22 protein-coding genes and 1 pseudogene are annotated in these 25603 nt (G+C 71.9%); 16 read left to right on the top strand and 7 right to left on the bottom strand.

The window, feature by feature from the left end:
* Positions 1–3 precede the first annotated feature (3 nt).
* Positions 4–426: pseudogene (locus NEH16_RS32035) on the bottom strand (pyridoxamine 5'-phosphate oxidase family protein); the annotation flags it as partial.
* Positions 427–453: 27 nt separating this feature from the next.
* Positions 454–1017, bottom strand: a complete 564-nt coding sequence (locus NEH16_RS32030) for a dTDP-4-dehydrorhamnose 3,5-epimerase family protein (RefSeq protein ID WP_265546631.1) — start codon at positions 1015–1017, stop codon at positions 454–456.
* Positions 1018–1318: 301 nt separating this feature from the next.
* Between NEH16_RS32030 and NEH16_RS32025 the strand changes: the two genes are divergently transcribed.
* From NEH16_RS32025 to NEH16_RS31985, 9 genes are all read left to right on the top strand, one after another.
* Positions 1319–5530 (top strand): glycoside hydrolase family 38 C-terminal domain-containing protein, encoded by a 4212-nt coding sequence (locus NEH16_RS32025; RefSeq protein WP_265546629.1) that lies wholly within the window; start codon positions 1319–1321, stop codon positions 5528–5530.
* Between the two features lie 11 nt (positions 5531–5541).
* On the top strand, positions 5542–7095 hold the full coding sequence (locus tag NEH16_RS32020; protein WP_265546627.1) for an MFS transporter: 1554 nt from the start codon (positions 5542–5544) through the stop codon (positions 7093–7095).
* A gap of 11 nt (positions 7096–7106) precedes the next feature.
* Positions 7107–8447, top strand: a complete 1341-nt coding sequence (locus NEH16_RS32015; RefSeq protein WP_073969488.1) for a nucleotide disphospho-sugar-binding domain-containing protein — start codon at positions 7107–7109, stop codon at positions 8445–8447.
* 41 nt (positions 8448–8488) lie between these two features.
* Complete coding sequence (locus tag NEH16_RS32010; protein WP_265546624.1) at positions 8489–9871, top strand: condensation domain-containing protein; 1383 nt, start codon at positions 8489–8491, stop codon at positions 9869–9871.
* Positions 9868–10761: a formylglycine-generating enzyme family protein gene (locus NEH16_RS32005; RefSeq protein ID WP_265546623.1), complete on the top strand. Its 894-nt coding sequence runs from the start codon at positions 9868–9870 to the stop codon at positions 10759–10761. Before NEH16_RS32010 ends, NEH16_RS32005 begins: the two co-directional genes overlap by 4 nt.
* Before the next feature lie 16 nt (positions 10762–10777).
* The gene (locus tag NEH16_RS32000; protein ID WP_073969485.1) at positions 10778–11044 is read left to right on the top strand and encodes a MoaD/ThiS family protein; all 267 of its coding nucleotides are present in this window, start codon (positions 10778–10780) and stop codon (positions 11042–11044) included.
* A 102-nt stretch (positions 11045–11146) separates the two neighbouring features.
* Complete coding sequence (locus NEH16_RS31995) at positions 11147–12490, top strand: FAD-dependent oxidoreductase (RefSeq protein ID WP_265547471.1); 1344 nt, start codon at positions 11147–11149, stop codon at positions 12488–12490.
* A gap of 33 nt (positions 12491–12523) precedes the next feature.
* Positions 12524–13681: an epoxide hydrolase family protein gene (locus NEH16_RS31990; protein WP_265546621.1), complete on the top strand. Its 1158-nt coding sequence runs from the start codon at positions 12524–12526 to the stop codon at positions 13679–13681.
* 128 nt (positions 13682–13809) lie between these two features.
* Positions 13810–14196 (top strand): YciI family protein, encoded by a 387-nt coding sequence (locus NEH16_RS31985; RefSeq protein ID WP_073969483.1) that lies wholly within the window; start codon positions 13810–13812, stop codon positions 14194–14196.
* Here NEH16_RS31985 and NEH16_RS31980 read toward each other — a convergent pair.
* From NEH16_RS31980 to NEH16_RS31970, 3 genes are all read right to left on the bottom strand, one after another.
* Complete coding sequence (locus tag NEH16_RS31980; RefSeq protein WP_265546620.1) at positions 14193–14696, bottom strand: hypothetical protein; 504 nt, start codon at positions 14694–14696, stop codon at positions 14193–14195. The genes NEH16_RS31985 and NEH16_RS31980 overlap by 4 nt on opposite strands.
* Positions 14693–15541, bottom strand: a complete 849-nt coding sequence (locus NEH16_RS31975; protein ID WP_265546619.1) for a hypothetical protein — start codon at positions 15539–15541, stop codon at positions 14693–14695. Before NEH16_RS31975 ends, NEH16_RS31980 begins: the two co-directional genes overlap by 4 nt.
* Positions 15542–15650: 109 nt before the next feature.
* Positions 15651–16658 carry a ScbA/BarX family gamma-butyrolactone biosynthesis protein gene (locus tag NEH16_RS31970; protein WP_265546617.1) on the bottom strand — a complete coding sequence of 336 codons (1008 nt, stop codon included), beginning with the start codon at positions 16656–16658 and terminating at the stop codon, positions 15651–15653.
* A gap of 97 nt (positions 16659–16755) precedes the next feature.
* Between NEH16_RS31970 and NEH16_RS31965 the strand changes: the two genes are divergently transcribed.
* On the top strand, positions 16756–17391 hold the full coding sequence (locus tag NEH16_RS31965) for a ScbR family autoregulator-binding transcription factor (RefSeq protein WP_343299527.1): 636 nt from the start codon (positions 16756–16758) through the stop codon (positions 17389–17391).
* Positions 17388–18341 carry an NAD-dependent epimerase/dehydratase family protein gene (locus tag NEH16_RS31960; protein WP_265546614.1) on the top strand — a complete coding sequence of 318 codons (954 nt, stop codon included), beginning with the start codon at positions 17388–17390 and terminating at the stop codon, positions 18339–18341. Before NEH16_RS31965 ends, NEH16_RS31960 begins: the two co-directional genes overlap by 4 nt.
* A gap of 67 nt (positions 18342–18408) precedes the next feature.
* Here the strand turns inward: NEH16_RS31960 and NEH16_RS31955 are convergent, their stop codons facing one another.
* On the bottom strand, positions 18409–18996 hold the full coding sequence (locus NEH16_RS31955) for a TetR/AcrR family transcriptional regulator (RefSeq protein WP_073969479.1): 588 nt from the start codon (positions 18994–18996) through the stop codon (positions 18409–18411).
* A gap of 228 nt (positions 18997–19224) precedes the next feature.
* Here NEH16_RS31955 and NEH16_RS31950 point away from each other — a divergent pair, with 228 nt between their 5' ends.
* Positions 19225–20400 (top strand): IS701 family transposase, encoded by a 1176-nt coding sequence (locus NEH16_RS31950; protein ID WP_265546613.1) that lies wholly within the window; start codon positions 19225–19227, stop codon positions 20398–20400.
* Here the strand turns inward: NEH16_RS31950 and NEH16_RS31945 are convergent.
* The gene (locus NEH16_RS31945) at positions 20346–20972 is read right to left on the bottom strand and encodes a TetR/AcrR family transcriptional regulator (RefSeq protein ID WP_265546612.1); all 627 of its coding nucleotides are present in this window, start codon (positions 20970–20972) and stop codon (positions 20346–20348) included. The genes NEH16_RS31950 and NEH16_RS31945 overlap by 55 nt on opposite strands.
* Positions 20973–21025: 53 nt before the next feature.
* Here NEH16_RS31945 and NEH16_RS31940 point away from each other — a divergent pair, with 53 nt between their 5' ends.
* The 4 genes from NEH16_RS31940 to NEH16_RS31925 all read left to right on the top strand — a co-directional run bounded on the left by NEH16_RS31940 (position 21026) and on the right by NEH16_RS31925 (position 25603).
* The gene (locus tag NEH16_RS31940; RefSeq protein ID WP_073969476.1) at positions 21026–21469 is read left to right on the top strand and encodes a winged helix-turn-helix transcriptional regulator; all 444 of its coding nucleotides are present in this window, start codon (positions 21026–21028) and stop codon (positions 21467–21469) included.
* 113 nt (positions 21470–21582) lie between these two features.
* Positions 21583–22575 (top strand): DUF1702 family protein, encoded by a 993-nt coding sequence (locus NEH16_RS31935; protein WP_265547469.1) that lies wholly within the window; start codon positions 21583–21585, stop codon positions 22573–22575.
* Between the two features lie 104 nt (positions 22576–22679).
* Positions 22680–23681 carry a DUF1702 family protein gene (locus NEH16_RS31930; protein ID WP_265546610.1) on the top strand — a complete coding sequence of 334 codons (1002 nt, stop codon included), beginning with the start codon at positions 22680–22682 and terminating at the stop codon, positions 23679–23681.
* Positions 23678–25603, top strand: a complete 1926-nt coding sequence (locus tag NEH16_RS31925; protein WP_265546608.1) for an FG-GAP repeat domain-containing protein — start codon at positions 23678–23680, stop codon at positions 25601–25603. Before NEH16_RS31930 ends, NEH16_RS31925 begins: the two co-directional genes overlap by 4 nt.

Below are 25603 nucleotides of genomic sequence, written 5' to 3'. Positions count from 1 at the left end.
GCCCCCGAAGTCGGCGGAGAGCCAGCGCTCCGGGCGTATCCGGATCTGGACGCTGGCGGAGTACACCTCGCGGGCCATGGCGAGGTAGCCCTCCACCTGGTCGGCGGGGAGATAGCGCTTGGCCAGCTCCCGCCGCAGCTCCTCCTCCTTGCCCGGCACCACGTCGACGACGGGCCCCTCCACCGTGACGTAACGGGTCGTCGGCTCGGTGCGCTGCACCATGAGCGAGAACCGTCCGGACGCCTCGATCGCCCGGTGCTTGGGGCAGCCGGTGGCCGTGAGGATCCACAGCTCCCCGCCGGGCTCGTAGGCGTACCAGATCGGGACGGTGAGCGGGGCCCGCCCCGGTTCCAGGGCGGCGACGGACAGGGCGCCGATGTGCGGCTCGGCGAGAAACGCTTCACGCTCGTGCGGGGGCAGTGCCATGGGGCCCTCCTGGGGGTCGCTCGTTGCTCAGTCGGAGTGGACGGGGAGCAGCCCGAGCTCTCCGGCGCGGGCCAGGCTCGGTGCGCTCGCGTCCCGGTCGGAGACGACGGGGGTGATGCCCGCGGGCCACTGGATGCCCAGCTCCGGATCGAGCGGGTCCAGGCCGTGTTCCCGCTTCGGGTCGTACGTGGCGGAGCTGAGGTAGATGACCGTCGCCTCGTCGCTGACGGTCATGAAGCCGAAGCCCAGGCCCTCGGAGACGTACAGCGCGGCGCAGTTGGTGTCGTCCAGTTCCGCCGTACGCCACTGGCCGAAGGTCGGGGAGCCGACCCTGATGTCCACCACCGCGCCGACCACCGAGCCCCGCAGGCAGGTGACGTACTTGGCCTGGCCGGGCGGGCTCTCGGTGAAGTGGATGCCGCGCAGGACGCCCTTCCGCGACACCGCGCAGTTGGCCTGACGGACATCCATCTCCCGGCCGGTCGCGGTGTGCAGGGCGTCGTTCCGGAACCACTCGTGGAAGCTGCCGCGGTCGTCGCGGAACAGCTTCTTCTCCTCGGTCCAGGCACCTTGAATTCCCAGCGGCTTCATCGTCCGACCCTTCTGTTGGTGGCCGTGAGGCCGTGGAGCACCCGTGGATGACGTCCGGCCGCCACCGTGCCCGGCCGCCCCGGCGCGCGCATCTTCCTGGTTGCCCGCCGGGGCGGCCGATGCCGGGGAACGGCCCGCCGGGGCGGCAGCGCAACCGGGGAGATGACATCCGGTGGCGGTGCCGAGGACGTTGGACGACCGACACGGGGCGCGAAGGCCGGAGATTTTCGTGGACATCGACCAGGTTGTTTCGACCGAACTCTTCGTGGGTTCGGAGCGGCATCCGCTACAGGTGCAGCGCGTGACGCTGACCAACCGCGGGGCGGCGTCCGTACGCGAGGGAGAGCCGGTCACCGTCCGGATCGAGGGCGCCGGCGTGACCACGCCCCGGCCGGTCGTCGTGACGCTGCGGCCCGGCGAGGAACGCGTCCTCGACGTGCCGGTCGCCGTCGGCCCCGGCACCGAGGAGGGCACCCGCCTGGCCGTGACGGTCTCCGCCGAGGCGGCGGGCCGGCGCCGGGAGGTGGCCGCCGAACTCGTCGCGGCCGCCCCGGGGTGGACCATGTTCATGGTCCCGCACTTCCACTACGACCCGTTCTGGTGGAACACCCAGGCCGGCTACCTCTCCGAGTGGGACGCCCAGCCGGCCGAGGCGCAGAAGCTCCGCAAGCCCCACCAGGCCGCCGCCTTCGACCTCGTACGGGCCCATCTCGACTTCGCCCGCCGGGACCCGGACTACAAGTTCGTCCTCGCCGAGTTCGACTACCTCAAGCCGTACTGGGACGTCCGTCCGGAGGACCGGGCCGACCTGCGCCGGTTCATCGCCGAGGGGCGGATCGAGCTGGTGGGCGGCATGTACAACGAGCCGAACACCAACCTGACGAGCCTGGAAGCCACCATCCGCAACATCGCCCACGGGGTGCGCTTCCAGCGCGGCCTGATCGGCGGCGAACCGCGTACCGGCTGGATGCTCGACGTGTTCGGGCACGACCCCGCGTTCCCGTCCCTGATGGCCGACGCCGGGCTCACCGAACTGGCCTTCGCACGCGGCCCGTTCCACCAGTGGGGGCCGCAGGTGACCGGCGGCGACGACACCGGGATGCAGTTCGCGAGCGAGATCGAGTGGATCGGGCCGGACGGCACGGGGCTGCCGGCCTGCTACCTCGCCCACCACTACCCCGCCGGGTGGCGGCTCAACGAGGTGGACACCCTCGCCGAGGCGGAGGAGGAGGCGTACCACCAGTTCCGGACCCTGAAGCGGGTGGCGTCCACCCGCAACGTGCTCCTGCCGGTCGGCTACAACCATGTGGCCCCCGGCCGCTGGACGACCGAGATCCACCGCCACTGGAACGAGCGGTACGTGTGGCCCAGGTTCGTCGTCGCGCTGCCCGGCGAGTTCTTCGCCCGGGTACGGGAGGACGCGGACCGGGACCGGATCGCGTTCACCCCGCAGTCCCGCGACATGAACCCGGTCTACCCCGGCAAGGACGTCTCGTACATCGACATCAAGCAGGCCCAGCGGGCCGCCGAGACGGCGGTCCTGGACGCGGAGAAGCTGTCCACGCTGGCCACCGTCCTCGGCGCGCCCTACCCGGAAGGGGCCATCGACACGGCCTGGCGGCAGCTGTTCTTCGGCGCCCACCACGACGGGATCACCGGCGTCACATCGGACCAGGTCTACCTGGACCTGGCGGCCGGCTGGCGGGAGGCGTACGAGCTGGGGGCCGGGGCGCGCGACAAGGCCCTGGACTACCTGGCCGGACGCACCGACACCCGGGGCGCCGGGCGCCCGCTGCTGGTCGTCAACACCCAGTCCTGGGAGCGCACCGACCTCGCCACCGTCACCCTCGACCTCCCCGAGGACGGGCCGGCCGGAGTGCGGGTGCTCGACGGCGAGGGCCGGGAGGTCCCCGCCGTCGCCACGGGCGTCTCCCGGCACCCCGGCGGCGCACTCGCCACGGCCACCCTGTCCTTCGTGGCCGAGGCCGTCCCCGCCACCGGCCACCGGGTGTTCCGCCTCGTGGACGCGGCGGCCCCGGCCGAGGAGGGCTGGCGGCGGACCGAGGGCCACCGCGCGGAGAACGACGCCTTCCTCGTCGAGGCGGACCCGGCGCGCGGCGGTGCGCTCACCCGCGTCCTGGACAAGCGCACCGGCAAGGAGCTGCTGCGGCCCGGCGAGGCGGCCGGGCCGGTCCTGGACGACGAGTACCCCGACCACCCGGCGTTCGGCAAGGGACCGTGGCACATCGTCCCGACCGGCCACCGCCGCACACCGTCCGAGGCCCCGGCCGAGGTGCACGTCGAGACGTCCCCGGCCGGCCTGCGCCTGGTCTCGGCCTGCCGCATCGGGGACCTCCGCATCACCACCGAGGTCACGCTCCTCCACGGGCTGGACCGCCTGGAGTTCCGGACCCGGGTCGACGGCGCGACCGGCCAGGACCGGCTGCTGCGCGTCCGCTTCCCGCTGGACATCGCGGGCGCCCGGCCGGTGTACGAGGTCGGCAACGCCGTCATCGGCCGCACCTTCGGCTCGTCCCGGCTGGACGTCGCCGAGCATCCGTACGCGCTCGACAGCCCCGCGTACAACTGGGCGGGCCTCTCCTCCGCCGCACGGGTCGTGATCGAGAACCACGGCGTCCCCGTCGCCACGCAGGCGATCGGTGTCGCCGAGGTCGTCGCGCACCACGGGCGCGGCGAGGACCGGGACGCTGCGGTGCGCGCCCTGGTCGCCGCCCTCGCCCAGCAGGGCGTCACGGCGACCACCTCGCGTCCGGACGGCTCCCGGTACGGCTCGCTCGACGTCGACTCCAACCTCCCCGACGTCCGTCTGAGCATCGGCGGGCCCGCCGAGAACGCCTTCACGGCCCGGGTCCTCGCGGCGGCCGGTGACTGGTACACCGCCCGGCTCGACGCCCTGCTGAAGGAGCACGGCACGGCCTGCCTCTGGGTGCCCGCGACCCGTTCCCGTACGGAGATGTGGGCGCCCGGCACCGACCTGCGCGGTGCCCGCGACCTGCCCGTCCTCGTCGTCGCCGGACACGACGGCCCGGCCCTCGCGGGCGCCGTCACGGACCTGGCCGCCGGGCTGTCCGGCGCGGAGATCCGGATCGAGCAGCCCGGGGCCCCCGACGCCGTCCCCGCCGACGAGGTGCTGGAGGACCACTCGGCGGCGGTGCTCCACCGGGGCACCCCCGGAGTCGTGGTCGAACCGGACGGGACGCTCTGCCTGTCCCTCCTGCGGGCGTGCAGCGGATGGCCGGCCGGGACCTGGATCGAGCCGCCGCAGCGCACCGCCCCCGACGGATCGAGCTTCGCCCTCCAGCACTGGAGCCACACCTTCGAATACGCCCTCGTCAGCGGCGCCGGGGACTGGCGGGACGCCGGCTTCGTACGGGCCGGCCACGCGTACAACAGCCGCCTCCTGACCCGGCTCACCGACGCCCACGACGGCGAACTGCCCGCCTCCGCGAGCCTGCTCCGGGCCGAACCCGACAACGTGGTGGTCACGGCGCTCAAGCCCCGGCACGGCGAACCGGGCGCCGGCATCACCCTCCGCTGCTACGAGACCCACGGCCGCGCCACCCGGGCCCGCGTCCACTCCTTCGTCCCGCTCCACGACGGAGCCGAGGCCGACCTCCACGAACAGCCGCGCGCACCCCTGGACACCGCCGACGGCACGCTCCGCCTCGCCCTCGGCCCGGCGGCGACCGTCACCGCGACGGCCGTGCCCGACGCCCCGGCCCCGCAGCCGACCGGGCCCGGCACCGGGCCGGAACAGCCGGTGTACGCCCGCTACTGGCTCCACAACAAGGGCGCCGCCCCGCTGGGCCACCAGCCGGCCGCCGTGTACGTGGAGCCCCGGGACGTCGACCTCGCCGGACCGGTCTCCGTGCGGGTGACGGTCTCCGCCGTCGGCAGGGCGTCCGGCACCGTGGAACTGGCCGTCCCGCCGGGCGTCACCGCGAGCGCGCCGGACGACCTGTGCTTCGACCTGGACGACGACCACCGGTGCTTCGACGTGCTGCTGCGCCCCGAGGAGGGCGCGCCCCCGGGCATCCGGCACCTCACGGCCCGGCTGGCCGGCGAGGGCTGCCCGCCGGTCGAGGACGTCGCCACCGTCCGGCTGGGCGCCACCGGTGGGGAGGGGCGGCTGACCGTCGAGACGGTGACCCCGGAGCTGGTGGTCGACGCCGGGGGAGACGGCGAGCTGCGGGTCCGGCTGACCAACCACAGCCTGGACGAGGTGCGCGGCGAGGCCCAGCTCATCACCCCGTACGGCACCTGGGAGTTCGCCGGTCCGTGGACGCGGACGTTCGCCCTCGGCCCCGGCGCCCGGACCGTGCTCGCCTACCCGGTGCGCGTGCCGCACGGCACGGACCCGGCCGCGTCCTGGGCGCTGGTCAAGGTCATGGCGTACGGCGACATCCACTACACCCCGACCGTCCCCCTGACCATCCGCGCACACGAGCCCGCCCGACCGAGCAACCACGAGCCCTTGAGTACAGGAGCATGATGAGCACTTCCGTGAGTCAGAAACCCCCGAGGGAGGAGACCCGGCCGTCCGGAAGGAAGGCGTGGCTCGGTCTCGTCGTACTCCTGCTGCCGATGATGCTGGTGATGCTGGACCTCGGCGTCATCTTCCTGGCGATCCCCTACATGGTCAGCGACCTGTCCCTCAGCAACCTCGAAGCACTGTGGATCATCGACATCTACGGCTTCTTCGTCGTCGGATTCATGGTCACCATCGGACGCCTGGGCGACCGGATCGGCCGCCGGAAGCTCCTGCTGATCGGTGCCGCCGCGTTCACCGTCCTGTCCGTGATCGCGGCCTTCTCGCACAGTCCGGCGCTCCTCATCGTGGTGCGTGCCCTGCTGGGCATCGCCGGGGCGACCATCGGGCCGGCCGTCATGGCCCTGATCAAGGAGATGTTCCCCGACCCCAAGAAGATGGCCACCGCCTTCTCGATGATGGCGACCGCGGCGATGCTGGGCGTGCTGCTCGGCCCCACCGTCGGCGGCTTCCTGCTGGGCGTCTTCTGGTGGGGGTCCACCTTCCTCATCGCCGTACCGGTGATGGTCCTGCTGCTGGTGGTGGGGCCGTTCGTCCTGCCCGAGTCCCGGGACGACTCCGCGCAGCCGCTCGACCTCGTCAGCGTGGGCCTGTCGCTGGCGACGATGCTCCCGGCCATCTGGGGGCTGACCGCGCTGGCCCGCAGCCTGTCCGTGCTGCCGCTGGTGGCCATCGCGGTCGGGCTGGGATTCGGCGTCGCCTTCGCCCGCCGGCAGCGCCGGCTGGCCGACCCGCTGGTCGACATGGGGTTCTTCCGGGTCCGCACGGTCGGCGCGACGCTGCTGGTCTTCCTGCTCGTCGGGATCGTGCAGAGCGGCAACGGCCTGGTCCTCAACCAGCACCTCCAACTGGTGGACGGCTACTCGGCGTTCGAGACGGCCCTGTGGATGACGCTGCCGGTCTCGATGGCGATCCTCGGGGTGCATCTGTCCACGATGCTCGCGAAGCGCTTCCCGCCCGGCGCGGTGCTCACCGGCGGCCTGCTGCTCGCCGCCACCGGTGAGGCCGTGCTGACGCGGATGACCGCGGCGAGCGGGGTGGCCACGCTGATCGGCGGGCTGTGCGTCGTGATGCTGGGGACCAGCCCCGTCGGCGTGCTGAGCGGCCAGCTCGTCATGCAGGCGGTGCCGCAGGAGCGGGCCGGATCGGCCGGTTCGCTCAGCGGGATCAGCGGCGAATTCGGCTCCGCGCTCGGCGTCGCCGTCTTCGGCAGCCTCATGACGGCCTTCTACGCCGGACATGTGGACCTCCCCGGATCCGTCACCGGAAAGACCGCGTCCGCGATCAACGAGACCCTGCCCCACGCGATCGACGCCGCCGGCCGGCTCCCGGCCCGGACGGGCGGTCAGGTCCTGGCGGCCGCGCGGGACACCTTCAACACGGGAGCCACCTCCGTCGCGCTGCTGGCCATGCTGCTCTTCCTCGGGCTCGCGTTCGTCGCCCACAAGACCCTGCGGGGCGTCCGGCCGATCGGCTCCTCGCCCGAACCGTCCGAAGACAACGAGTAAGGAGCCCTCCCATGCGTGTCGCCTTCGCGGTCTGGCCTGCGGCCGCCCACCTCTACCCCTTCGTTCCCCTGGCCTGGGCGCTGCGCGCCGCGGGACACGACGTCGTCGTCGTCTCCCACCCCACGCTCGGACCCACGGTCACGGCGTCCGGCCTCACCTTCAAGGAGATGTGCGGTGCGGACGAGATGCCCGAACCCACCGGACCGACCGGGGCATGGCCACAGGCCCGTAAGGAAGTCACCCGCATCACCGAGGCACTGCACGTCCCGGAGGAGAACGAGATGGAGTGGGGCACCATCTGCCACGGCTTCCTGCCGGCGATGTGGGACTTCACGCCCTTCCAGGGCTCGCCCGACGAACCCCTGCCCGCCATGGACGGAATGGTGAGCTTCTTCCGCAGCTGGCAGCCCGACCTGGTCATCTGGGACCCCTGCATGCCCGGCGCGGCCGTCGCGGCGCGCGCGGTCGGCGCCCGGCACGCCCGGCAGTCCGGGACGGACTACAACGGCTGGTTCCTCGACCTGTACGAGAAGCTGACCGAGGGCCCGGACGCGCCCGACGAGCCCAACCCCATGGTCGAGACGATCCGGGCGATGGCCGAGCGGTACGACGTCCCGATCGACCACGACACCCTCTACGGGCAGTGGACGATCGACGTGGTGCCCAGCGGCATGAACTTCGACGTCGACACCCGGCGGCTCCCGATGCGGTGGATACCGCACACCGCCCAGACGGCCATGCCCGACTGGCTGTACCCCGTGCCGGAACGGCCCCGCGTCGCGCTCTCGCTCGGGCTCTCGGTACGCAAGTACGTACCGGCCACGGACTGGGCGTACGTGCGGACGCTGCTGGACGCGCTGGGCGGTCTGGACATCGAGGTCGTCGCCACGCTGGACGCCAGCCAGCTCGCGGACGTCGGCGAGCTTCCCCCGAACATCCGGGTCGTCGACTACCTGCCGCTCGACAACCTCATGCAGACCTGCCAACTCCTCATCCACCACGGCGGGATCGGCACCATGGCCGCCGCCGGCTGCGTCGGCGTCCCGCAGATCGTCGTGGACTTCCCGGAGAGCGGCGACGAGAAGAAGGAGGACGAGCCGCCGTCCGAGCGGATCGCCTATCCCCGGTACAAGCTCGCGCCGGTGACCGGCGCCTACATCACCGGATTCGGCGCGGGCGAGGTGATGGACCTCGGCAGCCCCTCCGTGGCGGCCGTACGCGAACAGGTCACCCGGCTCCTCACCGACCCGGCGTTCCGAAGCGGCGCCGAACGGCTGCGGATGGACCTGATGGCGTCCCCGAGCCCCAGCGACATCGTGCCGACCCTCGAAAAGCTCGCCCTCGCCCGCTGAGCCCCCAAGCCCGCGCGTCACAGGAGTAGGAGTACGCAGGCATGACCGCAACCAGCACGGCGGACGGGGCGACCCGGCTGCCGCTGTCGTTCAACCAGGAGTTCCTCCGCATGTTCGACTCGGGCGACGAGTCGGGCCCCTTCGGACCCCGGTTCCACATGGTCGGCGTCTGGCGGCTGACCGGTCCGGTCGACCTGGACCACCTGCGCGGGGCCCTGGCCGACGTGGTGGAACGCCACGAACCGCTGCGCAGCCAGATCATCCGCGAGGCGGACGCCGGCCACCAGCGGGTCTTCCCCGCCACCCCGCCCCGCCTCGACGTCCGGGAGTGCCCCGGCGTCCCGGTGGCGGAGCGGGCGCGGCGGGCGCAGGAGCTGCGCCGCGAGATCGAGGCCGGGACGCTCGACATCAACGAGCTGCCCCACCTGCGGGCCGTCCTGCTCCGCTTCGACGCGCGCGACGCGGTCCTGCTGCTCCAGACCCACCACACCGCGACCGACGGCATGTCGATGCGCCTGCTCGCACGGGACCTCGCCGCGTACTACACCGCCCGCAAGGACGGCACCGACGCCGGACTGCCGCCCGTACGGCCGTACCACGAGTTCGTTGCCTGGGAGCGGGAGCAGGCGGCGAGCCCGGCGACGGCCCGATCGCTGGACCACTGGCGGCAGAAGCTGCGCGGCGCCCGGCTCACCGCCCTCAGAACCGACCACCTCAAGTCCGCCGGGCTGCCGTCCGTCACCGCCGCCTACCGCTTCACGGTCGGCGCGGACCTCGTCTCCGGCGCGCTCGCGCTCGCCAAGGACGCCTGCTGCTCACCGTTCATGGTGCTGCTCGCCGCGTACTACCGGCTCGTCCACCGGATCACCGGCGCCACCGACGTCGTCGTCTCGACGCACACCCCGGGGCGCGCCAACGGGAAGTTCAACGACACGGTGGGCTCGTTCTTCAACTTCCTGCCGCTCCGGGTCGACCTGGCCGGGTGCGCGGACGTCGGGGAGCTGCTGCGCCGCACCCGCGCCACCTGCCTGGACGCCTACGCGCACGACATCCCCGCGATCCAGCTCTTCGAGGCGCTGCCCGACCTCATGTCCCTCGCGATGCGGGACGACCACGCGCCGGTCACCTTCCAGGTGTTCCCGCGCGCCCATGCCCTGGAGGAGGACGAGGGCGACCCGGACGCCGGCACCCCGGCGTTCTCCGAGATCCCCTGGCAGCCGCAGTCGGCGCCCGTGGTCTCCGAACTCCCGGACGGCGCCCTGTGGACGCTCAGCTTCGAGCCGTCCGGCGAGGCCATGGGCAACCTGATGTACCGCACCGACCGCTTCGACGAGGCGACGGTGGTGAGGATGGCCGACGACTACCGGGAGGTCCTGCGGGAGCTGCTGGCCGAGGCCGCCGCCCCCGTGGCGCGTGCGGCATGACCGCGACGGGGAGCACGCTCGCGGCGGGGCGGATGGTCCGGATCCCGGGCGGTGAATTCCTCCAGGGCTCGCCGGAGCGGATGCTCGACCTCCTGGACGAGGCGGACCAGCCGTTCCCGCGCCGGTGGTTCGCCGACGAGACCCCGGTCGTCGCGCGGACCGTCGCCCCCTTCCGGATCGACCAGTACCCGGTCACGGTCGGCGAGTTCGGCAGGTTCGTCGCGGACACCGGCTACCGGACCGACGCCGAGGAGCGCGGCTTCAGCCTGGTCTACGGGGCGGGCGGCTGGGTGGAGCAGCCCGGCGCCCGCTGGGACGCGCCCGGCGGCCCCGGCCGCACGGTCAGCGGATACGAGGACCACCCGGTCGTCCATGTCTCGTGGGGCGACGCGAACGCGTACGCCCGGTGGGCCGGCAAGCGACTGCCGACCGAGGCGGAGTGGGAGTTCGCGGCGCGCGGGACCGGGTTCAGGATCTGGCCGTGGGGCGACAGCTGGGACGCGGGGAACGCCAACACCACGGAGTACCACGCGCGTTCGTTCACCTCGTACGCGGCATGGCAGGAGTGGTGGGCCGCGGAGTGCGCCCTGCACGGTGCGCTGCCGCGTACGACGCCGGTGGGCGCCTTCTCGGACCGGGGCGACAGCCCGTTCGGCTGCGCCGACATGGCCGGCAACGTCTACGAGTGGACGTCGACGCTCTCGCACCTCTACGACGACGCGGTGGACTGCGACCCGACCGTGCGCATGGCGCTGGGCCGGTACCGCGTCATTCGCGGCGGCTCCTGGATGAATCTCCGGTACCAGGTGCGCTGCGCCGAAAGAATGCACGGCGATCCCACGGGATGGGCCAGTTTCGCGCACGGATTCCGGTGCGCGAAAGACGATTGACCTAAAGGAGGATTCCATGGTGAAGGTCGTTCTTCCGTCGGTGTGGGCCGCCGACGGCCAGACGGAGTTCGAGGTACCCGCCGGTCTGCTGCACGAGGTGATCAAGCGATTCGTCGCCGACCACCCGTCCTATGCCCGCCGGCTGCTCGGCACCGATCACGAACCGGCCGGCTACATCAATATGTGCGTGGGCGACGCGCTCATTCCCCGTAAATCCCGGGCCACCACCGTGGTGCCCGAGGGAAGCACCGTCGTCCTGATCCCTCCGATGGCCGGCGGCTGAACCGCAAAACAACGCAGCGCACATTGGAAGATGCCGTCCGGACAACCGAGGACGACCATTCGAGCATCGCGGTGACACCTATGAATTGAGGAGGCGCTGGTGGTGACCAGCCTCGTCGGAGATCGCGTGGTCGTCCTGGGCGGGAGTATGGCGGGAATGCTCGCCGCCCGGGTGCTCGCGGAATTCTTCACAGACGTGACGATCGTGGAACGCGACGAACTCCCGAACACCGTGGAGTACCGTCGCGGCGTTCCGCACGCCCGCCACGCCCACGGCCTGGTGGCCAGGGGCCAGCAGATCCTGGAAGCGCACTTCCCCGGCCTCACGGCCGAGCTGACGGCCGCCGGCATCACCTCGGGCGACTTCAACGGCGACAACCGCTGGTGCTTCAACGGCCGCCGGATGCGCCCGGGTCACTCGGGGCTGCTCTGCGTCCCGGCCACCAGACCGGTGCTCGAATACCATGTGCGCGAGCGGGTCCGGAAGATCCACAACATCACCTTCCTGGACGGCCACGACATCACCGGCCTGGAGACCACCCCCGACCGCACCCGCGTCACCGGCGCCCGCGTCCAGCCCCGGACCGGAGGGGGCGCCGAGCGGACGCTCCACGCCGACCTGGTCATCGACACCACCGGGCGCGGATCGCGCACCCCGGCCTGGCTGCGCGAGCTGGGGTACGCCGCGCCCCGCGAGGAGCACGTCAAGGTCGACCTGGCCTACACCACGCGCCACTACCAGCTGGCCGAGGACCCGCTGGGCACCGACCTGGCGATCATCCCCGCGCCCACCCCGGCGTACCCGCGCGGCGCGTTCTTCTACCGGCTGCCCGGCGACGAGAACCGCTTCGAACTCTCCCTCACGGGAATGCTCGGGGACCATCCGCCGGCCGACCCGGAGGGCTTCCTCGCCTTCGCGAAATCCCTTCCGGTCCCGGAGATCTACGAGGCCATTCGTACGGCCGAGCCCCTGGACGATCCGGTGACCTTCCGTTTCCCGGCCAGTGTGCGCCGCCATTACGAAGGACTCGCCGCATTCCCCGACCGGCTGCTCGTCATGGGCGACGCCTTCTGCAGTTTCAACCCGATCTACGCGCAGGGCATGACCGTGTCCGCCCTGGAATCGCTGACCCTGCTCCGGCATCTGCGCACGGGTGTCCTGCCGCAGCCGCTCTCCTTCTTCCACGACATCTCCGCGGACGTCGACGCGCCCTGGGACCTGTCGGCCGGTGCCGATCTCGGATTCCCCGGCGTCGAGGGAAAGCGCACGGTGAAGACCCGTCTGGTGAACGCCTATGTGGCGCGGCTCCAGAAAGCGGCCGTGCACGACGCGGAAATCTCCAACGCCTTCATCCGGGCGGCGGGCCTCATCGATCCGCCGCAGGCGCTCATGCGTCCCCGCATTCTTCTCCGGGTACTCAGGCACTCCCTGAGACCGGCCTCGTGATCTCGGCCCCGGCCGATGAAAGGTGAAACAACCATGCGCCCGTTCCGCATAGACATCCCCCAGGCCGCCCTGGACGACCTGGACCGCCGGATCGCCGACGCACGGTGGCCGGCCGAACTGCCCGGCGTGCGGTGGGACCGCGGCGTCCCCCTGGAATACCTGAAGGACCTGGCGGACCACTGGCGCACCAAGTTCGACTGGCGCGCCGTCGAGGACCGGCTGAACCAGGTCCCCCAGTACGTCACCGAGATCGACGGCGTCGACGTGCACTTCCTCCACGTTCGCTCGCCCGAGCCGACGGCGACGCCGCTGATCCTCACCCACGGCTGGCCCGGTTCGGTCACCGAGTTCCTGGACGTCATCGGGCCGCTGACCGACCCGGCCGCCCACGGCGGGGACCCGGGCGACGCCTTCCACGTGGTCATCCCGTCCCTGCCCGGATACGGATTCTCCGGCGCGCCCGCCGAAGCCGGCTGGGGGGTGAAGCGGGTCGCGCGGGCGTGGGCGGAACTCATGGCGTCCCTGGGCTACGACCGGTACATCGCCCAGGGCGGGGACTGGGGCTCCTCCATCTCCCTGCACCTCGGCCTCGCCGACCCGGAGCACGTCGCCGGGGTGCACGTGAACATGCTGGTGACCATCCCGCCGGAGGACCCCGCCGCGATGGCCGCCCTGGACGCGACGGACGCGGCACGGCTCGCGCACGCGGCCGCCTTCGAGGAGGACGGCACGGGATGGCGGAAGATCCAGTCCACCCGCCCGCAGACCCTCGCGTACGCGCTCACCGACTCACCGGTCGGCCAGCTGGCCTGGATCGCGGAGAAGTACAAGGAGTGGACGTCCTCGAAGGACGCCCCCGAGGAGGCGGTGGAGCGCGACCAGCTGCTGGCCGTGGCCTCGGTGTACTGGCTCACCGCGTCCGCCGGGACCAGCGCCCAGCTGTACTACGAGTCGAACCGCACCGTCGAGGACTTCCTGGAGACCTGGGCCGGTCCGTGGCCGCTCACCATGCCGGTCGGCGTGACGTACTTCGCGGGGGACATCGTCCGGCCGGTCCGTGCCTTCGCCGAGCGCATCCTGCCGACCCTCGCGCACTGGACGGAGCACGACCGCGGCGGCCACTTCGCCGCCCTGGAACAGCCCGGACCGTTCGTGGACGACGTACGGGAGTTCGCCCGGAAGCTGCGCTGACCCGGGGTCGGGCACCCCGCGAAAAAACTTCTCGACTTTTTTCCCGGGGGATGTCGAGAACGGCTCGCCCGCTCCGACCAAGGGGTGAGAGAGCGCACCGGCGCACCACTACGACACAAGGAGTTCCCATGCCGAAGTTCATGCTGATGGTCAACCACGACGGCGGAGTCTTCGAGCAGCCCATGGACGAGTGGGACCCCAGCGACATCGCCGCCCACTTCCAGTACTACGAGGTCCTGACCAAGGAGCTGACCGAGAGTGGCGAGATGATCCAGTTCACCGCGCTCGCCGACCCCCAGCTCACCAAGATCGTGCGGGCGGACGGGGTGGCGGCACCGAAGGTGGCCGACAGCCCCGACCCCGAGTCCAAGGCGCACCTGGCCGGCTTCAACATCTTCGACGTCGCCTCCGAGGCCCGCGCCCTGGAGATCGCCGCCCGCATCTCCGCCGTCCCGGGCCCCGGCGGCGTCCCGACCCAGCAGCCGGTCGAGGTGCGCCGGGTGATGAACGACTAGGGCGTCTCCGCCGAGCACGACGGGCACAGCTGATCGGCCGAGCGCGGGCCCTTGACCGGGGTCCGGCAGTCCGGCCGCCGGCACTCCCACATCGGGCCCGGCCGCGTCGTCGCGGCCGGGCGCTCCGGCGAGGTCTCCACGGGGCGGGCCGAGGGGCGGGAGCGGCGGGCGGAGCGTTCGGCGCAGCGCGGGCAGACCCCGCCCGTGTCGATGTCGACCCCGTCCTCGCAGCGCGGCGCCCCGCAGTCCCCGTCACCGACGAGGCGGACCGCGATGCCCACGGGCCGCTCCACCCGGCCGTGCGCGGCGTCGTCGCAGAAGCCCCAGGTGTACCAGCGGCGGCCCACCCGCTCGGCGACCTGCTCGGCGGTCCGCCACTCCAGCGCGGCGAGGACCGCGTCGCGCAGCACCTTCGGGCGGTAGCCGGGCAGCCCCCTCCGAAGCTCCGGCGGGAAGGCCGCCTCCACCGTGCGCACCGCGCGGCTCTGCTCCGCGCTCATCCGGAAGGACCGCTCGGCGGTGAGGGCCGCGCGCGGTTCTCCGGCTCTACTACGGTGAGTTGGCCTACGGCCGTCACCGGCGCTGCGCGCCGCAGGCGCATCCCGGTCTCGTTGACGTTGGTCTGCTTCACCTTCGTCTTCTTCCACCCCTTCCGGAGGGGGTACCGAACCCCTTCGCGCAGGGGGCCGTACCCCCTCGGAGAGGGGTACGCCTCCGAGCGCGGAAGTCTGCGCCGACGGCTCCGTACCCCCTCCCAGGGGGTACGGAAATCCTCGATGGCCGGGGCGCGGAACGCGGTCAGCGGCGGAGGCCGTTCCTTGTCCCGGCGGGCCCGCGTGCGCTCGGCGGCGACCCGGGCGCAGTGCTCCTTGAGCCCCTTGCGGACGGCCTCCAGCCAGAGGTCGAACTCCGACTCGCGGCGCCGCCGCTGCTCGTCCGTCTCGGACCTGGGCCCCCGGTTGAGGGCGTACCACTCGCCCATCGAGCGGGGGCCCGCGTATCCGGCGGACGGGGTCTGGTGGATGACGTAACGGTGCCGGCGCTTGAGGCCCGTCTCCACCCTCTTCACGGTCACCGCCTCGATGACCTCCAGTTCGAGGAGGTAACGGGCGACGTGCTCGGGCTTCTTGAGGTGCAGGAGCCGGGCCAGGGTCGCCAGCCCCGGCCACACCTCGGCGTCGTTGCGCTTCACGTTCAGGTGCGACGACAGCGCCCACCACAGGGCGCGCGCCTCCGACGAGGCCCCGGAGAGGAGCACCCAGTCCCCGAGCATGGTGAAGGGTGCACGGCGTCCCAGTTCGAGCTCGAAGGCGACGTCCAGCTCGGCCGGGTCGGAAAGGCTCACCGGGCCGCCTCGAACGGGCTGCCGTGCACATGCATCAGGTCTCCCGGGGTCCGTCCTGGCCGCCGGCGGACCGGCGGCCAGTGGCGGGGGGTGCGTCGTACGGGGTGGATCAGGCCGTGCCGGCGATCGCCCCGGACCGGAGACCGGGTGCGGGGAGCGGGGGGACCGTGTCGGCCTCGACGGTCGCCTCGAAGGCGCACGCTCCGTTCTGGAGGCCGCTGACCCGGAGGGTGCGGCGCGTCCCGGCCGCCCCGGGCGCGGCCGGGACGGCGGTGATCGTGCAGGGGCTGTCGAACTCGACGTAGCGGTGGAAGGCCATGTCCATCGATATTGGCATGCTCATGTCAGGCTGATCGCCGAGTGCGAGTACCGCCTGCTGCACCGCCTCGAAGAGGACCATGCCGGGCGCGTGGTCGACCGGGTGGTCGAAGAGGACGGGGTGGGTGGGGTCCAGCAGGAGCTGCCACTCCACGGCGCCGGCCGGGCCGCCGGCCGCCGGTCTGGCCGGCTCGGCGAGGACGACGTCGGCGGCGAAGCGGCGGTCCACGGTGTGGGGCGCCAGGGGCCTGCGCCGCCCGGCGGCGACCGGCTCCGGCGCGACACCGCCCCGGCCGGCCCGGACCTTCCGGTAGACGGCGGGGGAGCTGCATCCGATACGGGTGCTCGCCACGGCCAGGAGGGCGTCGCCGCGGCTGATCTCGAACCGCATCGCGAGGGCCGAGGGCAGTCCGCGGACGCGTCTGATCTCGTGACACCACACCCGCAGGTCGATCTCCGCCGGGGTGCCGGTGACCCGCATGGCCTCGGGGTCGGCCGTGTACCGGAAGTCCTTCCAGCTGAGCTGGTAGCCGAAGGGGACCTCGTACGCCGCGTGCATCAGCAGCGGGAACGTCTGGCGGATCGTCTCGCACAGCAGCATCGGGTCGTACACCGCCTGGCTGACGGAGTAGAAGCTGTGGCTGCGGGGCCACTGCGCGGTGAGGGAGAAGGCGTCCGGCCCGGTGCGCTGCCACCCGGTCAGGAAGACCTCGGCGAGAGCCGCTCGATGCACATACTCTTTGGCCACAGTGGTGGTCAGGCCATGCCGGGCGGTCGTGTCCACGGGCTCAGTCAACATGTGACTCCTAGCGGGGTGGGCTGGATGCAACCTTCTAGGGATGTGGAGCAGGCTGATAAAATAACGGTTGCTCGGTATTTTTCCAAGAGGGGCGCAAGTGGTGGCGACAAGGGATCCGAAGCAGGAACGAGCGATCAGGACAAGGGACTTGATCGTTCGTGCGGCAGCCGAGGTGTTCGAGGAGAGCGGTTACCACGCCGCGAGCGTCGCCAAGATCAGCGCCAAGGCCGGCGTGACCCAGGGCGCGCTCTACTTCCACTTCAAGACGAAGCAGGCCATCGCGCAGGAAGTCATGCACGCCCAGAGCTCCTTCGTGCAGATACCCGACGAGGGCAGGGGCCTGCAACGGCTCCTGGACGTCAACTTCTACCTGGCCAGGGAGCTTCAGCGGAACGTGCTCTTCCGTGCGGGCGTCCGGCTCGCGGTCGAACAGGGCGAGATCGGCATCCAGGACGCCAGCGCCTACCAGGGCTGGGCCGACCAGTTCCACGAGATCCTCGTCGAGGCGCGCGAGGAGGGCGAACTGCTCGCCGACGTGGACGAGCGCGAGTTCGCCCAGGTCCTGGTGGGCGCGTACAGCGGCACCCAGCTCTACTCGAAGGTCGCCACCGGGTCCGTCGACCTCATTGAGCGCATCGCCTCGCTCTGGCGGTACCTCCTCCCCGGGATCGCCACCGCCGAGGCCCTGGCCCGGCTCAGCGTGCGGCCGAACTGGGCGGAGCCGCGGGGGTGAGCCCGGTACGGGTCGTGCTCACCGGCGCCACCGGATTCATCGGCGGCGCGGTCCTGCGCGAACTCGCCCGGCACCGCGCCGCGACCGGCGCCGTGCTCCGCGCGGTCGGGCGCGGCCCGCGTCCGGACGGCCCGGCCGCCGCGGCCGACGAGTGGGTGTCCGCCGAACTCACCGAACCGGACTCGCTGCGGGGCGCCTGCGAGGGCGCCGACGTGCTCCTGCACCTGGCCTCCGCGCTGGGCCCGGACGCGGCCCGTTGCGAGGCGGTCAACGCCGGCGGGACGGCGGCCGTCATGGCCGAGGCCGTCCGGGCCGGGCTCGGGCGCATCGTGCACCTGTCGACCGCCGCGGTCTACGGCCGGGGGCCGCACCGGGGCATCGGCGTGGACGAGATCGTCCCCGCGCCGGTCTCCGCCGCCAGCCGCAGCCGGCTGCTCGCCGAGCGCCCCGCACGCGAGGCCGGCGCGTGCGTGCTCCGGCCCGGCCTCGTCCTCGGGCGCGGGGACCGCTGGGTCGTCCCGGCCCTGGCGGAGCTCGTACGCAGGGTGCCGGAGCGGTGGGACGGCGGGCGGGGGCTGCTGTCCGCGGTGGCCGTGGACGACCTCGCCCGGCTGATCGCCGCACTCGCCCTGGCGCCCGGGTCCGGGCCGGCCGCCGGGGGCGTCCACCACGCCTCCCACCCGCGGCCCGTGCGCAACGGGGAGCTGATGGACACCCTCGCGGCGCACGCCGTACTGCCGGCCCAGCGCGGCGAACTCGACTGGCCCGGCTGCCTGGAGCGGCTGCGCGCGGCCCCGGGGCCCGTCAGCGAGCGACAGTTCGAGCTGCTGGCCCGCGATCACTGGTACCGGAGCGAGGAGATCTGGGACGTGGCGCACTGCGATCCCGGGCCGGGACCGCTGGCGGCCGTCGCGGACGCGGCGGACTGGTACCGGGAGCGGCTCGCCTGATCCGGCCTCGGGCCGGGCTGTATCCGTCCCCGGGCCCGGCGTGTTCCGTTCCCGGGTCGGCCAGGCCTCAGGCCGGCACCGCTGCCTCGGGTTCGGCGGTGATGCCTCCCAGTGCCACCTGCCAGGCCCCCCGCAGCCTCGTCAGCGCGTCCTGGCGCTGCGTGTCCGGGCCCAGCGCCGTTCCGTGCAGCAGCAGCCTGATCAGTTCGGTGACGTCGTCGGGCCGCGCCGCCGCACGTACCTGGCCCTGCTTGCAGGCGTCGTCCACGAGAGTCGTCACCAGGGGCAGCCAGATCCGGGACCAGGGGGCGGTCGACCGCTCCCTGGACAGCCGGACCGCGCACCGCACGAGGGGGTCCTCCTCCAGGAGCCGGGCCAGTTCCAGGAGCAGGTCGGCCAGCCGGGTGAGCGGCGGCGTCGTCTGTGCCGCGAAGACGCGCACCGTCGAGCGCGTCACCTCCGCGCCCTCCTCCTCGACGGCGTCGGCCAGATCGTCCTTGCTGGCGAAGTGGTAGGTCAGCGCCCCCATCGTCATGCCCGACTTCTCGACCACCTGCGCCAGGGACGTGCCGTGGAAACCGTCCCCGCTGAACGCCGAAGCCGCCGCCTCCACGAGGAGGGCTCGTGTGCGCAGGGCCTTGACCCGCTTAGCCATAGTCACTCCGGATCTGTCCTGCCGTATCCAATACGCGGTCACCATCACGGGGCAACCGAGCGTTAACAAGGGGGAGTTGGCAAAGTGCGGCAGTTCGGGCGCTGTGTCACACCGGACCCGGTTCCGATGTGGCGAAGTGGAACCGAGGCCGTACGGGCGGGAGGAAAAAAAGAGGACGTCCGCTATTCTTTTGCGAGTCCAGTCACCCTGCCGACAGGGAGTCGCACTGTGCTCACGTCCCTCCCGCCGCGCCCCGGACCGGTCTCGGCCTTCGACTTCACCGAAGTGGTCTTCGGCCACCTCCCCCGGGTGGACCAGCGCAGATGGGCCCACGCCTACCTCGACGCCCTCCTGGCCACGCCCGGCAAGAAGTCGGTCCGCCGACTGGCCGAGTCGCTGGCCGGATCGGCGTCCACCGCGCAGTCGCTGCACCAGTTCGTCAACGCCAGCCCCTGGCCCTGGGAACCGGCGTACGGGGAGCTGATGCGGTGGGCGGAGGAGCACACGGTGCCGCGCGCCTGGACCATCGACGTCGCCGTGGTCCGCAAGCGCGGCGAACACTCGTGCGGGGTGCACCGCCGCTTCGTGCCCAGCACCGGACGGTCCGTCAACTGCCAGGTCGGCATCGGCGCTTTCCTGGTCACCGACGACGACGCGCTGCCGGTCGGCTGGCGGCTGCTGCTGCCCCGCATCTGGACCGAGGACCCGGCGCGCCGCAGCCGCACCCGCATCCCCCACGACGTCGACGCGCGCGGCCTGGAGATGTGCGCCCTCGAACTCGTCCGGGCCATGGGGGAGCGGTCCCGGCTCGGCGAGGTGCCGTTCGTCGCCGACCTCAGCAGCCACTGCCCCGGTACGTCGCTGATCCGCGGACTGAGCAGGAACCACCGGGACTTCCTCGTCGGCGTGCCGGCCCGCTTCCCGGTCGTCCCCGACCGCCACCTGCGCGCGCGGCCCTGCGACAGCGCCGCGCCCCTCGCGACCCCGGCCGCCGACCTCTTCGAGGCCGCGCGCGACCAGCACCTGGTGGGCTCGCACACGATCCGCGACAGCGGCGGCCGGCCGCTCACCTTCCGTACCGCGCTCGTCCGGCTCCCGGGCCCCGCCGCGGACCCGGCGGCCGCCCGCACGTACCGGCTCATCGCGGGCCCCGCGCGCGGGACCGGCCCGCAGCCCCTGTGGCTGACCAACATGGTCAGCCGGCGGCTGGACGACGTACTGCGGCTCACCCGGCTGCGGACCCGCTCCACACAGACGCTGGACCGGCTGGAGCAGGACTACGGGATGGCCGACTTCGAGGGCCGCTCGTATCCGGGCTGGCACCACCACATGGCGCTGATGTCCGCCGCCTACATGCACGCCCGGCTGGGCGCCGACGCCCCGGCGCTGGTGCGGGCCTCGTAGGGGGAGTCCAGGGCGAGCAGCGCGCCGAGCAGCGCCGGCCAGTCGCCCGGGACCTTGGGGCGGACGGCGCCCTCGCCCATGTGGTGCAGCCCCACCAGCGCCGAGACGACGAGCCCCGCCACGGCCGCGCTGCGGGTACCGGCCGGGACCGCGCCCTGCCGCTCCGCGTCCCGCAGGACGTCCTCCACGGCCGCCGACCAGGCGGCGAACGGATCGTCCACCGACGCGTCGACGAGTCCGCGTTCGGCCAGCAGCCGGAAGCTCCCGCGCACCTCCGGGTCGTCCGCCAGCAGCCGTGCGACCTCCTGGGCGAGTGCGGTCAGCAGGCCGGCGGCCTGGGGGAAGCGCGGGCGCAGCCGGCCGATCAGCCGCGGTACCAGGTCCGCCTGCCGTGCGATGACGGCCTTCGCGAGGTCGGTCTTCGACGCGAAGTGGAAGTAGACGGCGCCCTTGCTCAGTCGCCGGCGCGCCGCGACGTCCTCCAGTCGTGTGCCCAGATACCCCTTTTCTCCGAATACCTCGGCGGCTCCGCTCAAAATGGCTTCCCGGGTCCGGACGGATCGCTCGTGCACACTTCACCACCTTGGTGTTTTCAAGAGACTCACTCGGTCCCTACGGTGGATGGATGTTGAAGAACACCTATGAAGGACAGGACTGCAACGTCGCCCGCTCGCTGGAAGTCATAGGCGAACGGTGGACTCTCCTCATCGCTCGTTCGGCGTTCCTCGGTATCAAACGGTTCGACGGATTCCTGAGCAACCTCGGAATTGCTCGGAACGTGCTGGCCAACCGCCTGGGGAGGCTTGTCGAGCACGGTCTGATGGAAAAGGTTCTCTATCAGGAGAAGCCCGTCAGATACGAATACGTGCTCACCCCGAAGGGCCGCGACCTCGCCAAGCCCGTCATCGCGCTGATGCAGTGGGGGGACCGCAACCTCCACCTCGCCGGCGGCCCCCCGCGTACCGCCGAACACCTCGGCTGCGACGGATCGGTGCACGCGCAGCTGCGGTGCACGGACTGCGACCGCGAGGTGCACACGGACGAAGTGGCGGTCCGCCGGACCCGCTGAGCCGCCTACATTCCGGCTGCCCGGTCAACAGCGCACAGCGGAAGATGCCCGCCCCTCGCGCCCCGCCCACCATGAAGCCTCCACCGCCTCCCGTGGCGGTCCGAAGGAGGCTGATCGTGACGGCTGTGGGAGCACTGCGCCGGATTCTCATGGCGCCGTCCCTGGACGAAGTGACCTTCGCCCGACGAGGTTTTCCCGTCGAGGAGACGGCGCAGACACGCGCCCTCGAGACCATTCCGCAGGCGGTCGTCTGCGGGTTCGAGTGGGCCATCGAGGCCGGCGACCCGAAGGAGACCGAGCGCCATCTCGCCCTGGTCGACCCGGAGCTCCAGGGCTTCGCCTACGAGGGCGCGACCATGGCCTGCGTCGTGCGCGACGCCATGGGCCCCGGGAAGGGCCACCGGACCCTCGACCTGCTGCGCGGCCCCGGCGCCCCGCACATCTTCCTGAACTACATCGGCATCGGGTTCGCCATGGCCCGGCTGCCGCGGCCGCTGTGGAAGAAGGTCCTCCCCGACCTCTCGGACAGCGCCGAAGGACCCCCGCTCTACCCGCAGATGAGCTGGCTGGCCGTGGACGGATACGGCTTCGACAAGGCGTACTTCGACACCGCCCGGCACATCGACGCGCAGCACACCCCCGCCGCCTACCCCTGGCAGGGCGACGCCGGCTACTTCCCGCGCGCCGTGGACCAGGGCATCGGCCGGGCGCTGTGGTTCATCCACGGCGCGCACACCGAGCACGTCGACGCGGCCGTCCGCCGCTTCGCCTCCGCCCGCCACGCCGACCTGTGGAGCGGGGTCGGACTCGCGGCCACCTTCGCCGGCTCCTCCCACGCCGAGGACCTGGCCGCCCTGCGCCGGCTGGCCGGGGAGTACGCGCCGCAGGTGGCGCAGGGCTCGGTCTTCGCCGGCAAGGCCCGGCACCACTCCGGCGTCGTCCCCGAGCACACCCGTATCGCCGTACGCGAACTCGCGGGCCTGTCCGTCGAGGACGCGGCCGCACTCGCCGACGACTGCGCGGTGGAATCCGGCGACGGCACGCTGCCCGCCTATGAGCTGTGGCGGGAATCGGTACGCGGAAAACTTCCCGTGAACACCGGCTGAGCATTCCCGGAGTGGACACGGATCGGCTGCGGAAGGCACTTTTTCCGGAAAGCCGAAGACATCGGATGCGATCGCGGAAATGACGACGAGGGACGGTCTTCACTGTGTCAAAAATTCTTCGCGCGGCGAGGCGCAGGATTCTCACGCCGAATGTGTCGGCGACCAGAATGGACGTTCGCGGATTCAACGTGAAGGATGCGGCGTCGAAGAACCAGCTGGAAACGATCGGTAAAACGTTCCTCGACGGATACGCGTACGTGGTCGAGGCGCGGTCGTCCGCCGAAGCGGAGGAACGCCTCGAAACCATCGACGAGCAGTACCGCGGATTCGCGTACGAGGGCGCCGGCATGGGCGCCGTCATGCTCGACTCGCTCGCCGGCAGCACCAAGCGGCTCGACGGCCTCCTGGCCGGGCAGGGGCAGCACCACATCTACATGGTGTACGTCGGCATCGGCTGGGCGATGGCCCGGCTCCCGCGCTTCCTGTGGCCCGACGTGACCCGCACCGACCCGCTGCTGCGCTGGCTGATCCTGGACGGCTACGGCTTCCACCAGGCGTACTTCCGCACCGACGCCTATGTGCGCGACCCGGCCCGCGTCCACCCCTTCACCTGGGCGGGCGGCCCCGCGGACTACAGCCTGCGGGCGATCGACCAGGGCATCGGACGCGCCCTCTGGTTCGTCGGCGGCACCGACCCCGACGTCGTCACCGGGCTCATCCGCTCCTACGCCGAACACCGGCACGCGGACATGTACGCCGGCGCCGGCCTCGCCGCCACCTACGCGGGCAGCGTCGGCGAGGACGAACTCCGGCGCTTCGCCGAGCAGTCCGGCCCGCACCTCCCCCAGCTCGCCCAGGGCGCCGCCTTCGCCGCCGAGGCCCGGGAGAAGGCCGGTCTGACCATCGGCCACACCCACCTCGCCGCGCGCGTGCTCTGCGGCCGGACCCCCGCGGAGGCGGCCCGGATCTGCACCGACCTCATGCCCGGCGAGGACGCCCGCGCCACCACCGGACCGTCCGGCGAACCCGCGTACGAGACCTGGCGGCAGCAGATCGCCGGCCGGCTCACCGCCCTTCCCCTCACGCAGAAAGATGCCCTCTCATGACCCACCCACGGATCTGGTTGCGGAAGCAGGCGCCCGGTGTTGTCGCCCTCGCCCTGATGGTGGGCACCTTCTACGCGGTGCGCCTGCCCGTCTCCAGCGCGGCCGACAAGAGTGCCATGGCCTCGCACTTCACCTTCAAGGCCGAGTCCATCGCGATGCCCGCCGGCTACAAGCAGCAGACCATCCGCAAGGTCAACAAGGCGTACGAGCACATCGACGCCTGGATCTCCTCCGTCGGCGCCGGCATCGCCATGAACGACATCGACGGCGACTCGCTGCCCAACGACCTGTGCGTCACCGACCCGCGCATCGACCAGGTCGTCGTGACACCGGCCCCCTCCCCGAACCGCACCAGCCCCGCCTACGAGCCGTTCGTGCTGGACCCGGCCCCGCTGCCGACCAGCAAGACCATGGCCCCGATGGGCTGCACCCCCGGCGACTTCAACGAGGACGGCGTCACCGACCTCCTGGTCACCTACTGGGGCCGTACGCCGGTGATCTTCCAGGGCAAGCGGGGCGCCGGCCAGGACCTCACGAAGATGAGCCCCGACGGCTTCACCCCCGTCGAACTCGTCCCGGGCGCCGGCGGCACGACGTACAACGGCCCGCTGTGGAACTCCAACACCGCCGCCTTCGCGGACTTCGACGGTGACGGCCACAACGACATCCTCATCGGGAACTACTTCCCCGACAGCCCCGTCCTCGACCCGTCCAAGGACGGCGGGGTCACCATGAACGACTCCCTGTCGCACGCCCAGAACGGCGGCGGCTCCCACATCTTCCGCTGGACCGAGAACGGCTACAGCGAGGTCAAGGGGGCCATCCCCTCCGGCATCAGCCACGGCTGGACCCTGGCCGCCTCCGCCAACGACCTCGACGGCGACCAGCTCCCCGAGCTGTACCTCGGCCACGACTTCGGCACCTCCGCCCTGCTCTACAACGTCTCCCGCCCCGGAAAGATCCGGTTCGCCGAGGTGAAGTCCGCGTACAGCTCGACCATCCCGAAGTCCAAGCAGATGGGCCGCAGCTCCTTCAAGGGCATGGGCATCGACTTCGGCGACCTCGACAACGACGGCCTGTACGACGCGTTCGTCTCGAACATCACCACGTCGTTCGGCATCCAGGAGTCGAACTTCGCCTTCCTCGACTCCGCCCGCGACCAGAAGGACGTACGCGCCAAGCTGCGCGACGGCGTCGCCCCCTTCACCGACCACAGCGCCCCGCTCAACCTGGCGTGGTCCGGCTGGGGCTGGGACGTGAAGACCGGCGACTTCGACAACAACGGCGACCTGGAGATCGCGCAGGCCACCGGCTTCGTCAAGGGCAAGACCAACCGCTGGCCGCAGCTCCAGGAGCTCGCCACCGCCAACGACGCCCTGGTGCGCCACCCGATGTGGTGGCCCAACCTGCGCGAGGGCGACGACCTGGCCGGCGACCAGGCGCTGCACCTGTTCTCCAAGAGCCCGGACGGCTCCTACGCCAACCTGGCCCCCGCGCTCGGCCTCGCCGTGCCGGTGCCCACCCGGGGCGTCGCCACCGGTGACGTCGACGGGGACGGCCGGCTCGACATGGCCGTCGCCCGCCAGTGGGGCGAACCCGTCTTCTACAGCAACACCAGCAAGAACCCGGGCGACTACCTCGGGCTCAAGCTGGTCGACGCCAACGGCTCGCCCGTCGTCGGCGCCCAGGCCACGGTCACCCGCTCCGACGGCAGCGTGCGCGTCGGCCGCGTCGACGGCGGCGGCGGGCACTCCGGGCGCCGCAGCAGCGACATCCACATCGGACTGGGCGACCAGCCGGACGGACCGCTCCGGGTCAACCTCGTCTGGCGCGACCGCTCCGGCCAGGTACACCACCAGGACCTTCAGCTGAACCCCGGCTGGCACTGCCTCCAGCTCGGCGTCACGGCCAAGGAGAAGTGA

Origin of the sequence: Streptomyces drozdowiczii (assembly GCF_026167665.1) — a bacterium.
In the GTDB taxonomy this organism is placed as follows: domain Bacteria; phylum Actinomycetota; class Actinomycetes; order Streptomycetales; family Streptomycetaceae; genus Streptomyces; species Streptomyces drozdowiczii_A.
The sequence above is the reverse complement of the archived record's forward strand: the minus strand, read 5'-3'. Positions and strand labels throughout refer to the sequence as shown.